The 13,931-nt window shown below is 64.4% G+C and carries 14 protein-coding genes; 5 read left to right on the top strand and 9 right to left on the bottom strand.

Features of this window, described 5'->3' with window-relative positions; translation table 11 throughout:
- Positions 1 to 4: 4 nt before the first annotated feature.
- The 4 genes from ACCD07_RS08380 to ACCD07_RS08365 form a co-directional block, all read right to left on the bottom strand.
- Complete coding sequence (locus ACCD07_RS08380; protein WP_413447064.1) at positions 5 to 2,509, bottom strand: putative bifunctional diguanylate cyclase/phosphodiesterase; 2,505 nt, start codon at positions 2,507 to 2,509, stop codon at positions 5 to 7.
- Between the two features lie 155 nt (positions 2,510 to 2,664).
- Positions 2,665 to 3,150 carry a glutathione peroxidase gene (locus ACCD07_RS08375; RefSeq protein WP_353399602.1) on the bottom strand — a complete coding sequence of 162 codons (486 nt, stop codon included), beginning with the start codon at positions 3,148 to 3,150 and terminating at the stop codon, positions 2,665 to 2,667.
- Between the two features lie 9 nt (positions 3,151 to 3,159).
- Positions 3,160 to 4,296, bottom strand: a complete 1,137-nt coding sequence (locus tag ACCD07_RS08370) for a PilT/PilU family type 4a pilus ATPase (protein ID WP_176654724.1) — start codon at positions 4,294 to 4,296, stop codon at positions 3,160 to 3,162.
- Positions 4,297 to 4,402: 106 nt separating this feature from the next.
- Complete coding sequence (locus ACCD07_RS08365; RefSeq protein WP_176654723.1) at positions 4,403 to 5,446, bottom strand: type IV pilus twitching motility protein PilT; 1,044 nt, start codon at positions 5,444 to 5,446, stop codon at positions 4,403 to 4,405.
- A gap of 75 nt (positions 5,447 to 5,521) precedes the next feature.
- Here ACCD07_RS08365 and ACCD07_RS08360 point away from each other — a divergent pair, with 75 nt between their 5' ends.
- Entirely contained in the window at positions 5,522 to 6,226 is a 705-nt protein-coding gene (locus ACCD07_RS08360) for a YggS family pyridoxal phosphate-dependent enzyme (RefSeq protein ID WP_176654722.1), read from the top strand.
- Between the two features lie 2 nt (positions 6,227 to 6,228).
- On the top strand, positions 6,229 to 7,053 hold the full coding sequence (proC, locus tag ACCD07_RS08355) for a pyrroline-5-carboxylate reductase (RefSeq protein ID WP_413447063.1): 825 nt from the start codon (positions 6,229 to 6,231) through the stop codon (positions 7,051 to 7,053).
- On the opposite strand, the gene ACCD07_RS08350 is transcribed toward proC, so the two are convergent.
- Together ACCD07_RS08350 and ACCD07_RS08345 are read right to left on the bottom strand one after the other, a co-directional pair.
- Positions 7,050 to 8,204: an SO2930 family diheme c-type cytochrome gene (locus tag ACCD07_RS08350; RefSeq protein WP_413447062.1), complete on the bottom strand. Its 1,155-nt coding sequence runs from the start codon at positions 8,202 to 8,204 to the stop codon at positions 7,050 to 7,052. The genes proC and ACCD07_RS08350 overlap by 4 nt on opposite strands.
- Positions 8,201 to 9,460: a parallel beta-helix domain-containing protein gene (locus ACCD07_RS08345; RefSeq protein WP_413447061.1), complete on the bottom strand. Its 1,260-nt coding sequence runs from the start codon at positions 9,458 to 9,460 to the stop codon at positions 8,201 to 8,203. The genes ACCD07_RS08350 and ACCD07_RS08345 overlap by 4 nt, the downstream gene beginning before the upstream one ends.
- A 134-nt stretch (positions 9,461 to 9,594) precedes the next feature.
- On the opposite strand from ACCD07_RS08345, the gene ACCD07_RS08340 reads away from it, so the two are divergent.
- Complete coding sequence (locus tag ACCD07_RS08340; RefSeq protein ID WP_413447060.1) at positions 9,595 to 9,894, top strand: high-potential iron-sulfur protein; 300 nt, start codon at positions 9,595 to 9,597, stop codon at positions 9,892 to 9,894.
- A gap of 1 nt (position 9,895) precedes the next feature.
- On the top strand, positions 9,896 to 10,270 hold the full coding sequence (locus tag ACCD07_RS08335; RefSeq protein WP_413447059.1) for an MmcQ/YjbR family DNA-binding protein: 375 nt from the start codon (positions 9,896 to 9,898) through the stop codon (positions 10,268 to 10,270).
- Positions 10,271 to 10,324: 54 nt separating this feature from the next.
- Here the strand turns inward: ACCD07_RS08335 and ACCD07_RS08330 are convergent, their stop codons facing one another.
- The 3 genes from ACCD07_RS08330 to ACCD07_RS08320 form a co-directional block, all read right to left on the bottom strand.
- Positions 10,325 to 10,675 carry a DUF883 family protein gene (locus ACCD07_RS08330; protein ID WP_176654714.1) on the bottom strand — a complete coding sequence of 117 codons (351 nt, stop codon included), beginning with the start codon at positions 10,673 to 10,675 and terminating at the stop codon, positions 10,325 to 10,327.
- Positions 10,676 to 10,776: 101 nt separating this feature from the next.
- A complete protein-coding gene (gene ubiA, locus ACCD07_RS08325; RefSeq protein WP_413447058.1) occupies positions 10,777 to 11,631 on the bottom strand; it encodes a 4-hydroxybenzoate octaprenyltransferase in 855 nt (284 codons plus the stop codon).
- Between the two features lie 68 nt (positions 11,632 to 11,699).
- Positions 11,700 to 12,632, bottom strand: coding sequence for a hydrogen peroxide-inducible genes activator (locus tag ACCD07_RS08320; protein ID WP_353399642.1), 933 nt, complete (start codon positions 12,630 to 12,632; stop codon positions 11,700 to 11,702).
- 102 nt (positions 12,633 to 12,734) lie between these two features.
- Here ACCD07_RS08320 and ACCD07_RS08315 point away from each other — a divergent pair, with 102 nt between their 5' ends.
- Positions 12,735 to 13,922 (top strand): PilT/PilU family type 4a pilus ATPase, encoded by a 1,188-nt coding sequence (locus tag ACCD07_RS08315; RefSeq protein ID WP_176654711.1) that lies wholly within the window; start codon positions 12,735 to 12,737, stop codon positions 13,920 to 13,922.
- The last annotated feature ends 9 nt before the right edge of the window (positions 13,923 to 13,931 follow it).

The raw sequence follows: 13,931 nt of genomic DNA, 5'->3' as shown, positions 1-13,931 counted from the left end.
TAGCCTAACCCTGCACGAACAAGGGCATCTGCGACGTGCTGGCGGCCGGTTCGCTGTGCAGGTTGAGGATAGGCGGCAGCTGGGCTGCGGCCTGCCACACCTTGGCCTGGTCGAAGCTGGCGACCCAGGGCAGCACATCGTCCGCCGGCATCGGCCGGGCGATGCCGTAGCCCTGCACCAGGTCGCAGCCCAGCCGCATCAGCATGGCGCCGTGCTCGATGGTCTCGACCCCCTCGGCGATCACGCCCAGGCCGAAGGACCTGGCCAGGCCGATGACGGCGCTGACCAGGTGCAGATCGTCGCGGTCCACCAGCATGTTGCGCACGAAGCTCTGGTCGATCTTCAGCACGTCCGCCGGCAGGCGCTTCAGGTAGGACATCGACGAGTAACCGGTGCCGAAATCGTCCAGCGCGAAGCTGATGCCCAGCGCCTGGCACTCGAGCATGATGCGGCGCACGTGGCTGATGTCGCTCAGCGCCGACGACTCGAGTATCTCCAGCTCCAGCATGTGCGGCGGCACTTGCGGGAACTCGGCCAGGATCGCCGTCAGCTGCCCCACGAAGTCGGAACGCTGGAAATGGCGCGCGGCGATGTTGACGCTGATGACCCAGTCGGGGTTGGACTCGCGCCAGACCAGCAGCTGGCGCAGGGCTTCGCGCAGCACCCATTCGCCGATGTCGACGATCACGTCGCTGTGCTCGACGATGGGCAGGAAGTCCATCGGGCCGACGATGCCGCGCTGCGGATGTTGCCAGCGCAGCAGCGCCTCCATGCCGACGATGCGGCCCTTGCGCATGTCCAGCTTGGGCTGGTAGTACAGCCGCAGTTCGCCGGCGCGCAGCGCGGCGCGGACCTCGGTGCGGCGGTTGTGATGGGTGCGGACCTGTTCGTCCAGGTCGGCGTCGAAGAAATGATAACGGTTGCGGCCCGTGATCTTGGCCTGGTACAGCGCCTGGTCGGCGTGGCGCAGCAGGCTGTCGGCGCTGATCTCGTTGCCGGTGTAGACGGCGATGCCGGCGCTGGCCGACATGCTGACCGCCTGGCCTTCGCACACATAGTCGCGCGACAGCGCCGCCATCAGCCGCTCCATCGCCCGCTCGACGCCGGCGCGGTCTTCCAGTTCGGGCAGCAGCAGCACGAATTCATCGCCGCCCAGGCGCGCCACGTAATGACGCTGGCCGGCAAAGTCGTGCAGGCGGCTGGCGGCCTGCTTGAGGATCTCGTCGCCGACGGTCTGGCCCAGCGTCTGGTTCACGTGCTGGAAGTGATCGAGGTCGAACAGGCACACGGCCAGCAGGTAGTCCTGGTCGCGCGCGCGGGCCACTTCCTGCTCGAAGCGGGCCGCCAGCGCGGCGCGGTTGGGCAGTCCGGTCAGGATGTCGTGATTGCTTTGCCAGGAGATCTGCTGCATCAGCTGGCGGCGCTCCGTCACGTCGCGGAACACCAGCACCGAACCCTGCACCTCGCCAAGCGCGGCGCGGATCGCGTTGGCCGTGTATTCGACGGTGAAACTCTGGCCGAGGCGGTTGCGCAGGCTCTGGTTGCCGACCTTGACGACTTCGCCGCCGGCGTAGATCGCCGCCATCGACTTGAGCAGCGAGTGCTGGCCGAAGTTGTTCTCCAAGACGAACACCTGATGCAGCTCCATGCCGCGCGCGCGCGACTCGGACCAGCCGGTCAGCTGCTGCGCCACGTCGTTGATGGTGGCGACCTTGCCCATCAGGTCGGTGGTGATGACGGCGTCGCCGATCGACGCCAGCGTCACTTCGATGCGGTCCTTCTCTGCCTGCAGCTGCGCCTGCGCCCGCAGCGTCTGTTCCAATTGCCGGCTCAGCTCGGACTGGCTTTGCTGCAGCTTGTACACCAGCGCCTGCACGCGCTGCGCCATGTTGTTGAAGGTGATGGCCACCGTGCGCGCCTCGAGCGTGCCGCTGACCGGCAGGCGCACGCTGTGGTCGCCGTGCTGGAAGCGGGTGGTGGTGTCGGTCACGCGCTTGAGCATGCGCTTGTTGGCGAACAAGATGATGCCCAGCAGCGTGTAGATGATGGCGATGTTGACCGTGGAGATGACGGCCTGCTGGCGCAGCGTGCGCCAGACCTGTTCCAGCGGCAGCGTCGGTTCGAAGGCCAGCACCAGCATGGCGTTGCCGATGTAGATGGTGCGGTCGATCGGCGCCAGCCCGTGCAGGTCGTGGAACCAGTCCGGAAACGAGGGCGCCGGCCGCGCGCTGCGCAGCGCCTCGAGATGGCCGCCGGCGTAGTCCAGCCGCGCCGAGACCAGGTCGGCCTCCAGCAGCAGGGCGCCGGACAGGATGTTGTCGAGGGCGGCGCGGTCCGGCGTGGTCAGCGCCGGCAGCAGGGCCTTGTGCAGGTAAACGCCCAGTTCTCCCGCGTCTTTTTGATAGCGGGCATTGGCGTATTCCGTTTCCGACTGGAACAGCAAGGTGTATCGCAGGCCCACCACCACGGCAATGATGACGAAGATGGGCAGGAACAAACGGGAATACATCCCCATCCGCATCCATTGCGAAAGTATTTTTCCAAACAACGACATAGGCGACTGATTCGATTGGAAATGACCAACGGCCATTATTACCGAAAAGTTAACCCAAAGCACGTTTTTTGGAAAACGTTTTCAGTATTTTACAACTTTCCTGACCAAGCTTATTCGGCCAACAGCTTTTCGATGTCGGCGATCAGGTCTTCCGGCTTGGTGGATGGAGCGTAGCGGTCGTAGACGGTGCCGTCCTTGCGGATCAGGAACTTGGTGAAGTTCCATTTGATCGCCTCGGTACCGAGGATGCCGGGCGCGTCCTTCTTGAGCTTCTGGAACAGCGGGTGGGCGTGGTCGCCGTTGACATCGATCTTGGCGAACAGCGGGAAGGTGACGCCGTAGTTCTTTTCGCAGAAGGCGCCGATCTCGTCGGCCTGGCCCGGCTCCTGGGCGCCGAACTGGTTGCAGGGAAAGCCCAGCACCGTCACGCCCTTGTCCTTGAACTGCTGGTAGACCGCCTCCAGCCCCTTGTATTGCGGCGTGAAGCCGCAGTTGCTGGCGGTGTTGACGATCAGCAGGACCTGGCCCTTGTACCGGCCCAGGTCGACCGGGGTGCCGGCCAGGCTGTCGGCGGTGATGTCGTAGAGTGTGCTCACGGTGCTTCCTTAGACGAGTCCCAGATGTTCGGTGCCGGCCGACAGGTCGCGGTTCTTGGCGGCCTTGCCTTCCAGCTTGATAGCCAGTCGCAGGTCGTTGACGGAGTCGGCGTTGCGCAGCGCGTCCTCGTAGGTGATCAGGTCCGCCTCGTGCAGGTCGAACAGCGACTGGTCGAAGGTCTGCATGCCCAGTTCGCGCGACTTCTTCATCAGCTCCTTGATTTCGTGGACTTCGCCCTTGAAGATCAGGTCCGAGATCAGCGGCGAATTGAGCAGGATCTCGATCGCCACGGCGCGACCCTTGGCTTCCTTCTTCGGGATCAGGCGCTGGGAAATCATGCCCTTCAGGTTCAGCGACAGGTCCATCAGCAGCTGCTGGCGGCGCTCCTCGGGGAAGAAGTTGATGATGCGGTCCAGCGCCTGGTTGGCGCTGTTGGCGTGCAGGGTGGCCAGGCACAGGTGGCCGGTCTCGGCGAAGGCGATCGCGTGGTCCATGGTCTGGCGGTCGCGGATCTCGCCGATCTGGATCACGTCCGGCGCCTGGCGCAGCGTGTTCTTCAGCGCGATTTCCCAGTCGTCGGTGTCGACGCCGACCTCGCGCTGGGTCATGATGCAGTTCTTGTGCGGGTGGACGTACTCGACCGGGTCCTCGATGGTGATGATGTGGCCGTAGCTGTTCTCGTTGCGGTAGCCGACCATGGCCGCCAAGGTGGTCGACTTGCCGGAGCCGGTGGCGCCGACCATGACCACCAGGCCGCGCTTGGACATGACGACGTCCTTGAGCACGTCGGGCAGGCCGAGATCCTCGAGCTTGGGAATTTCGCTGGTGATGGTCCGCAACACCATGCCGACCGAGCTCATCTGCACAAACGCCGACACGCGGAAGCGACCCAGGTCGCCGGGGCTGATGGCGAAGTTGGCCTCCTTGGTCAGCTCGAACGAGGCGGTCTGCTTGTCGTTCATGATGGAGCGGGCCAGGTCCATGGTGTGGGCGGAGGTCAGGACCTGCGACGACACCGGCGTCATCTTGCCGTCGATCTTGATGGCCGGCGGGAAGCCGGCGGTGATGAAGAGGTCCGAGCCCTTCTTGCTGGTCATCAAGCGCAGCAAGTCGAACATGAATTTGGATGCCTGGTCGCGTTCCATGATGTGTCCTTTAAGTCGGGGTCAGATCCGACATTTGGACACGAGCTCTGCCGTAGCGGCCGCTACGGCAGAGCTCGTGTCCAAATGTCGGATCTGACCCCAGGTTTTAGCCGGGGAAGTTGTCCGGCGTCTTGGCGGCGTTGCGGGCGGCGGCGGCGCTGATGACGTTGCGGCGCACCAAGTCCGTCAGGTTCTGGTCCAGGGTCTGCATGCCGACGTTGCTGCCGGTCTGGATCGCCGAGTACATCTGCGCGATCTTCGCTTCGCGGATCAGGTTGCGGATCGCCGGCGTGGCCACCATGATCTCGTGCGCCGCCACACGGCCGCTGCCGTCCTTGGTCTTCAGCAGCGTCTGCGAGATCACCGCCTGCAGCGATTCGGACAACATCGCCCGCACCATCTCCTTTTCATCGGCCGGGAACACGTCGACGATACGGTCGATGGTCTTGGCGGCCGACGAGGTGTGCAGGGTGCCGAACACCAGGTGGCCCGTCTCCGCCGCCGACAGGGCCAGGCGGATGGTTTCCAGGTCGCGCAGCTCGCCGACCAGGATCGCGTCCGGGTCTTCCCGCAGCGCCGAGCGCAGCGCGTTGTTGAACGACAGCGTGTGCGGCCCCACCTCGCGCTGGTTGATCAGGCATTTCTTCGATTCGTGCACGAACTCGATCGGGTCTTCGATCGTCAGAATGTGGCCGTATTCGTTTTCGTTGAGGTGGTTGACCATCGCCGCCAGGGTGGTCGACTTGCCGGAGCCGGTCGGTCCCGTCACCAGCACCAGGCCGCGCGGTTTCAAGGCGAAATCGGCGAAGATCTTCGGCGCGTTCAGTTCCTCCAGGCTCAGGATCTTCGACGGAATCGTCCGCAGCACCGCCGACGCGCCCCGTTCCTGGTTGTAGGCGTTGACGCGGAAGCGCGCCAGCCCCGGAATCGCGAACGAAAAGTCGCATTCCAGCATCTCCTCGTAGGCCTTGCGCTGGCCGTCGTTCATGATGTCATAAATCATGCCGTGCACGTCCTTGTGCTCCAGCGGCGGCAGGTTGATGCGGCGCACGTCGCCGTGTACCCGTATCATCGGCGGCAGGCCGGCTGACAGGTGCAAGTCCGAAGCCTTGTTCTTGACGGAGAATGCGAGAAGTTCGGAGATGTCCATTTATAATCCCTGTGCCTGACGTTGGTGATGTGCAGTCTGATGTACAGCTTAATAACGATTTTTTACCCGATGATTATGTCCCTGATCCCCCAGAACTTGCAAGCAATCACCTCGACTATTGTTGCCACAGCCCAAGATGTTGGCCGGCCGCCTCAGTCGGTGCGCCTGCTGGCCGTGTCCAAGACCTTCGGCCCGGAGGCGGTGCTGGAGGCGGTGGGCGCGGGCCAGCGCGCGTTCGGCGAGAATTACCTGCAGGAGGGACTGGACAAGATCAAGGCGCTGCAGGCGGCCGGCGCGCCGGCGCTGGAATGGCATTTCATCGGACCGATCCAGAGCAACAAGACCCGTCCCATCGCCGAGAACTTCGCCTGGGTGCACACGGTCGAACGCGAGAAGATCGCGCAGCGGCTGTCCGAGCAGCGGCCGGCCGGCATGGCGCCACTGCAGATCTGCCTGCAGGTGAATATCAGCGGCGAGGCCAGCAAGAGCGGCGTCGCCCCGGACGAACTGGCGGCGCTGGCCCACAAGGTCGCGGCGCTGCCGAATCTGACGTTACGCGGCCTGATGGCGATCCCCGAGCCGGCCGAGGACTTTGAACAGCAGCGCGCGGCGTTCGCGCAGCTGCGGGCGCTGTACGAGCAGTTGCGCGCCGACGGCCTGGCGCTCGATACGCTGTCGATGGGCATGTCGGCCGACATGCGCGCGGCGATCGTCGAGGGCGCCACCATCGTGCGCGTCGGCAGCGCCATTTTTGGATCACGACAATACAACAAGGCATGACGATGAAAATAGCATTTATCGGCGGCGGCAACATGGCCTCCGCCCTGATCGCCGGACTGGCGAACAAACTGACGGCCGGCGCCAACATCCACGTGGCCGACCCGAACGCGGAAGCGCTGGCGCGGCTGCACGCGCAGTTCGGCGTGACCACCGCCGCCGGCGCGGACGGCGCCGTGTCGGCGGCCGACGTGATCGTGCTGGCGGTGAAGCCGCAAAGCATGCGCGAAGTGGCGGCGCAATTGGCGCCGCTGATCTCGCCGGCCAGGCAGCCGCTGATCGTGTCGATCGCGGCCGGCATCCGCGGCGCCGACCTGTCGCGCTGGCTGGGCGGCTACGGCGCCATCGTGCGCTGCATGCCGAACACGCCGGCGCTGATCGGCATGGGCATCACCGGCATGGCGGCGACGGCCGGCGTCAGCGCGGAACAGAAGAGGATGGCGGACGACATCCTGCGCGCCGTCGGCCCCACCGTGTGGCTGGACGACGAGGCGCAGATCGATGCGGTGACGGCGGTTTCCGGCAGCGGCCCGGCCTATGTGTTCTACTTCATCGAGGCGATGCAGCAGGCCGCGGTGGAAATGGGCTTGAGCGAGGAGCAGGGCAAGCAGCTGGCGCTGGCCACCTTCGGCGGCGCCTCGCAATTGGCGATCCGCTCGAGCGAGCCGGTGTCGCTGCTGCGCGAGCGGGTCACCTCGAAGGGCGGCACCACCTACGCTGCGCTGACCAGCATGGAGGAGAGCGGCGTCAAGGCCGCCATCATCAAGGCCATGAAGGCCGCCGCCCACCGCGGCAGGGAGATGGGCGACGAACTGGGCGCGGCCAGCTAGTTCTTGCTGTCGCAGCCCTGCTTCATCGCCGCGATCCATGCGCGTATCAGCGCCACGCCTTCCTTGTGGACCGAGCCGCGTCCCAGCTCCGGCATCATGATGCCGGTTTCGGCGGAACTGAGCCGGTAGACCATGATCGACTCGTCCGGCTTGCCGGGCGCGATGCCGTAGCCATGGCCGCCGGTGCCGGCGCCCGCCGCCACCGGCGGCTTGCACAATCCCAGGTGCAGGTCGGCCGGTGCGCCGATGTTCAGATGCAGCGCCGTGGTGTTGGCCGCGCCCTTGTCGTTGTGGCAGTGGGCGCAGTTGATGTCCAGGTAGGCGCGGGCGCGCGCGTCCAGCGTTTGCGCCGGATCGCGCCAGTTGGCGTTGTGCGGCGCGGCCGCCGCCGCGTTGGCCGGCACGCCGCTCAGGTAGCCGATGCGCGCCAGGTAGTCGAGCTGGTTGACGCTCACGCCGTCGTGACTGTAGTTGCGGTTCATGTGCCGCGCCTTCGGTCCGATGGGCTGGAACTGGCGCGACTTGACGTCCGCCACGTGGCAGGACGCGCACTGGTTCACGTTCGGCACCACATAGGTCAGCCGCTTGCGGCTGCGGTCCTCGTGCACCACTTCCAGCGGCACCTGGTCGCCGGTGCGCGACAGCACGGCCTCGGTCTGCTCGGGATTCCACACGTAGGGCAGGGCGATCCAGCCGTCGGCGCGGCGCACCAGCAGCCGGGTTTCGATCAGGCGCACATTGGCCAGGTCCAGCTTGTCGCCGCCGTTCTTGCTGGTGTCGTAGGTCGCCAGCACCGCCTTGGCCGGGCCGGACGCCTTCGGATAATAGAAAGTCTTGCTGATGATGGTGCCGACCGGGAACTCGAACGTGGTGTCGGCGTTGTAGACGGCGCTCAGCCCCTTCGGCATCCACACGGTGCGCAGCTTTTGCGCATAGTCGGTGAACAGCGGCGTGTTCAGATCGTAGGGCACGACGCCGGTATTCAGGTTCAGGCGGCCGCCGGCGACGGCCATCAGATGCCAGTCGCTCAGTTTGGCCGGATTGCCTTCGGCGATGAAGCTGACCGGCTGCTGGTTTTGCGTGCATGCCGACAGTGCGCACGCCGCCATTGCCGCCAACAGCAGCGGGCGCACTGCGCTTGCTCCCATCATGATTGCGCGGCGAGCTGGGTAATGGTCACCGGCGGCAGCTTGGCCAGTTCGCAGCGGTACGGCGCGGTGTCCTTGCTCGGGTTCTTGTACTTGTTCGGGCCGTCGGCGTTGAGCACGTCCACGCCGTCCTGGATGCAGATGCGCTGGTCGGCCGGCAGCACGCCCTTGACCATCAGCTTGGTGTCCACGTAGCCGTCCCACAGCACGTCGGGCAGGTGGCCGCTCAAGCCGTACATGGCGATCTTCAGCGCCTTCAGGTCGAGGCCGTCGGGCGAGTCGCCGCCGCCCTTGAAGCGGTTGCCGTACACGTAGATCGCCTTCGGATACGGGTCGTAGCCGGCGGCCACGCCTTTTTCGGTGTAGTAGCCGGTCGAGTGGTAGCTGGAGATGATGACGTTGGCGGTCTGGTTGTCGGTGACGTCGTTGTCGAAGATTTCCACTTTCGAATTGGAGTTGATGACGATGCCGGAACCGGCCGGCACGCTGGCCACCGCCGTGCCGCGCGCGGCGAAGTTGCCCAGGTTGTTCTTCTCGACCTTGTTCTTGTACACGCGGGTGCTATGGCCCGGCTGCGACAGGTTGGGCATGTTGAACACCAGGATGCCGCCGGTGTTGTTGGTGGCGACGTTGTCGTAGACGTCGGCGTTGATGGTGTTCTCGATCTCGATGCCGGCCACGTTCTGCTCGGCCCGCGAGCGGCGCACGACCACGCCGTTGGACTGGCCGACGTAGATGCCGGCGTCGGACGCGGCGATCGCCACGCAGTCCTCGATCAGCACGTTTCTGGTCTTGACCGGGTAGATGCCGTAGGCGCCGTTGCTGACCTTGGAGCCGCCGGTCCATTGCACCTTGACCTTGCGGATGGTGATGTTGTCGCCGTCGTTGATCTTCAGGCCGTCGCCCTTGGAGTCCTCGATGGTCAGGCCTTCGATGGTGAAGTTGCTGGAGTAGACCAGCATGCCTTCCGGTCCGGTGATCTGGCCCTTGAACGAGAGGATGGTCTTGTCCATGCCGGCGCCGCGTATCGTCACGCCGTTGCCGCGCAGGGTCAGGCCGCTGGTCAGTCGGTAGGTGCCGGCGGGGATCTCGACCACGCTGCCGGGCTTGGCGTCCAGCAATTGCTCTTGCAGTTTTTTCTGGAAGACCGCGTCAGCGCTGGCCGTTTCGGCGGACACCGGTGCTTCGGACTTGCTGCAGGCGCCCAACAACACGCCGATGGAACCGCAAAGTGCGACTGCGCGTATAGCCTTGTACATGTTGTCCCCTGATTTTTTTATTGGTCAATGTAGCGTGCCTGGCAACGTTGAGTATAGCAGCATGTTTTCGGCCGCAACGGCGTATCATGGCCCTTGTCGCGCCATGTGGCGCGGCAGCGACGGAAAGGAAAAAGATGACGAATCGCCGAATATTTATTCTCAACACCTGCGCCGGCCTGGCCGCCGCGACGCTGGGATGCATGGCGTGGGCCGACGACCGCGTGGCGCTCAAGGAGGACGAGCCGCAGGCGAAAGAGTTCAACTACTTGATTGACGCCGGCAAGGTGGACCGGCAAAAATTCCCCGAGTTCAAACCCGGCGACCAATGCAGCAAATGCCAGATCTACGAGGATGGCCCGAATGGTATGGGCGGCTGTCCCATCTTCGCCGGCAAGCTGGTGGCGGCCGGCGGCTGGTGCAGTTCGTTCGGGTGACATGGATTACGCTGCTTTCAAAGCTGTCGGCCTGGCGCTTCCCGCGGTGGAAGAGTCGACTTCGTATGGCACGCCGGCGCTGAAGGTCAAAGGCAAGCTGATGGCGCGGCTGAAGGAGGATGGCGAGTCGGTCGCGGTGCGCGCCACGTGGGAAGAGCGCGAACGCCTGCTGACGATAGCGCCGGAAACCTACTACATCACAGACCATTACCGCGAACATCCGTGGGTCCTGCTGCGCCTGCCGCAGGCGCACCGCGACGGTGTGGCGGTGCTGCTGGCGAAAGCATGGCTGATGGCGGCGCCGAAGTCGGTGCTTAAGCTGCATGGTGCCAGTGTGGAGGCTGGTATGCAGTGGCCATTGCGAGAGTGCCAATAACCCGCCGCTTCAGCTGACTGTCCGGAATCAACCAGGATCATGATTTAGCGCGATTTACTTCCTGGCGATCAGCAGCCCGAAGATGACGCCTATCGTGGCGCCGAGGGTGACGGCTTTCCATGGGTTGTCATGCACGTAGACGTTGGCCGATTCGGCCGCGCCGCGGCCGCGGGCGATGACGCTGTCCTCCAGCTTGCGCAGGTCGGCCCTGGCGGTGCGCAGCGAGTCGTCGAAACGGGCGCGGGCTTCGGAGGCGACGGCGCTTGCCTGGCCGGCGGTGTCCTGCAGCCATTTCTCCGCTTCGCCGATGGTGCTTTTCAATTCGTCCATCAGCTTGTCGCGCGCTGTGTTGCTGGCGGCCTGGCTGTCGGAGATGGCTTTACCGTTCTGTTGAGTCTGATCCATGATGACCTCGTCTAGGTGGCTGGTGGCTGGGGGATAATCAGTGTAGACAGCGGGGCCCGCGCCGTCTTGCGGTGGCTCAATCGTGCAAGCCTGCCATCGCGCTATCGCAGCGCGTAGTCGAGCGCGACGCCGGCGAACACCGCCGCGCCCAGCCAGTTGTTGTGGCGGAAGGCGTAGAAGCAGGGATCCCGTTCGCGGCCGCGTATCAGCGTGTAGTGATAGCAGGCGATGCCGGCCGCCACCGCCACGCCGCCGGCAAACCACACGCCCATACCCAGCTGCCAGCCGCACGCCAGCAGCAAGCCCAGATGCACGGCGTAGCACAGCATCACCGCCGCCACGTCGTAGCGGCCGAAGGTGATGGCCGAGGTCTTGATGCCGATCTTCAGGTCGTCGTCGCGGTCGACCATCGCGTACTCGGTGTCGTAGGCCACGGCCCAGAACACGTTGCCCAGCAACAGCACCCAGGCCACCACCGGCACCGCGCCCTGCAGCGCGGCAAACGCCATCGGGATGCCGAAGCCGAAGGCGATGCCCAGGTAGGCTTGCGGGATGGCGAAGAAACGCTTGAAGTAAGGATAGGTGCCGGCGATGATGACGGCGGCCACCGACAACTGCTTGGTCAGCGCGTTCAGCGGCAGGATCAGGCAGAACGACAGCAGGGCCAGCGTGGCGGCGATCGCCAGCGCTTCCTTGCCGCTGACGCGACCGCTGGTGATCGGCCGCTGCGCGGTGCGCTTGACGAACTTGTCGATATCCTGGTCGGCGTAGTCGTTCATCGCGCAGCCGGCCGAGCGCATCAGCAGCGTGCCGAGCGCGAAGATGCCGACGACGGTCCAGTCCGGCTTACCGTTGGAGGCCAGCCACAGCGCGCACAGCGTCGGCCACAGCAGCAGCAGCGTGCCGATAGGTTTGTCCAGCCGCACGAGGCGGAAATACAGCTCCAGCTTGTTCATGGATGACGTCGTTCGTAGGGAAAGATGGGATTATCGCAAATCCCGCGCCCGCCGGTGCGGCGGCGCCGTCATCCGGCGCTGAGCGGGGTGACGCCGGGCAGGTTGCAGGCGGCGACCACTTCGCACACGGCGTCGATGGCGGACTTGCGGGTGAAGCTTTTGCGCCACACGATGACCACCCGGCGCGACGGCTCCGGCAGGTCGAAGGGACGGAAGCGCAGCATGCCGTCGTCGCTGTCCATGTCCGGCACCGAGGCGCGCGGCAGCACGGTCAGGCCGATGCCGCTGGCGACCATGTGACGGATGGTTTCCAGCGAGGAGCCCTCGAAGGTGCGCTGCATGCCGTTGCCCGGTGCAGAGAAACGGGCCATCTCGGGACATACTTCCAGTACCTGGTCGCGGAAGCAGTGTCCGTTACCAAGCAGCAGCATGTTTTCGGTCTTGAGGTCGTCGGCGGGGATGCTCTTGCGCTTGGTCCACGGATGCTGGGCCGGCATCGCGACCACGAACGGCTCGTCGTACAGCGCCTGCAGCGCCATGCCGTGCTCCGGCAGCGGCAGCGCCATGATGGCCGCGTCCAGTTCGCCCTGGCGCAGCATTTCCAGCAGGCGCACGGTGAAGTTCTCCTGCAGGATCAGCGGCATCTGCGGCACTTTGTCTATCATGCCCTTGACCAGCGGCGGCAGCAGGTAGGGGCCGATGGTGTAGATCACGCCCAGGCGCAGCGGTCCGGCCAGCGGATCCTTGTTCTGTTTGGCGAGTTCCTTGATGGCGGCGGTCTGTTCCAGCACGCGCTCGGCCTGGGCGACGATTTGCGCGCCCAGCGGGGTGACGGAGATTTCGGCGCCGCCCCGTTCAAACAGGACCACGCCCAGTTCATCTTCCAGTTTCTTGATGGCGACCGAAAGCGTAGGCTGTGCAACATAGCAAGCTTCGGCCGCGTGTCCGAAGTGTTTCGCTCGTGCAACAGCAACGATGTATTTCAGTTCGGTCAGTGTCATGAAATGTATTTGAACACAGGCGATGCTGGGATGCAATAATTAGAAAAGCTATTGTAGCGGAATGCTGCCGATATAATGCGGCGTAACCATCGAAAGGCAAGTATGTCCTCCACATTTGGTCCAGAAGAGGCGCAGGCCTACCTGCACAAGCTGCTGAAGGTGATGCACCACACCGGCGGTTCGGATTTGTTCATTTCCGCGGATTTCCCTCCCAGCATGAAGTCGCAGGGGGCGATGAAGCCGCTGAGCCAGCAGAAGCTGACCGGCTCCGTGACCCGCGCGCTGGCCCTGTCTATCATGAACGACAAGCAGAAGCGCGAGTTCGAGGCTGAGCTGGAATGCAACTTTGCCATCTCGCTGCCGGACGTCTGCCGCTTCCGCGTCAACGTCTTCGTGCAGCAGCAGAACGTGGCGATGGTGATACGGACCATCGCATCGGAAATACCGAATTTCGAAAAGCTGGACCTGCCCGAGGTGCTGAAGGAAGTCATCATGACCAAGCGCGGGCTGGTGCTGGTGGTCGGCGGCACCGGCTCCGGCAAGTCCACCACGCTGGCGGCGATGATCGACTACCGCAACGCCAATTCGGCCGGCCACATCATCACGGTGGAGGATCCGGTCGAGTACGTGCACAAGAACAAGGGCTGCCTGATCACGCACCGCGAGGTGGGCGTCGACACGCTGTCGTGGCACAACGCGCTGAAGAACACGCTGCGCCAGGCGCCGGACGTGATCCTGATCGGCGAGATCCGCGACACCGAGACCATGGAGCACGCGATCGCGTTTGCCGAGACCGGCCACCTGTGCCTGGGCACGCTGCACGCGAACAACTCCAACCAGACCATGGACCGCATCATCAACTTCTTCCCGGAAGAGCGGCGCAACCAGCTGCTGATGGATCTGTCGTCCAACCTGCGCGCCATCGTGTCGCAGCGGCTGGTGCGCACCGAGGACGGCAAGGGCCGCAAGGCCGCCATTGAAATCCTGCTCAACACGCCGACCATCGCCGAGATGATCTTCAAGGGGAACTTCCAGGCGATCAAGGAAATCATGCACAAGTCGCGCGAGCTGGGCATGTGCACCTTCGACCAGGCGCTGTACGAACTTTATAATAAGGGCTACATCGCTTACGAAGAGGCGATCCGCAACGCCGACTCGGCCAACGGCCTGCGCCTGCAGATCAAGCTGCGCGGCGACCGCAAGGAACCCGGCGACAACAGTCCGTCCGCCGGCGCCGACTCGCTCAGCATGCAGATCGACGAAGAGCCGGACGAAGAAGAATCCAAGTAGAAAAGAAAC

It is taken from the genome of Duganella sp. Dugasp56, assembly GCF_047304105.1.
Classification (GTDB): Bacteria; Pseudomonadota; Gammaproteobacteria; order Burkholderiales; family Burkholderiaceae_D; genus Rugamonas; species Rugamonas hordei.
This window is presented reverse-complemented; position numbering and strand designations above follow the sequence as displayed.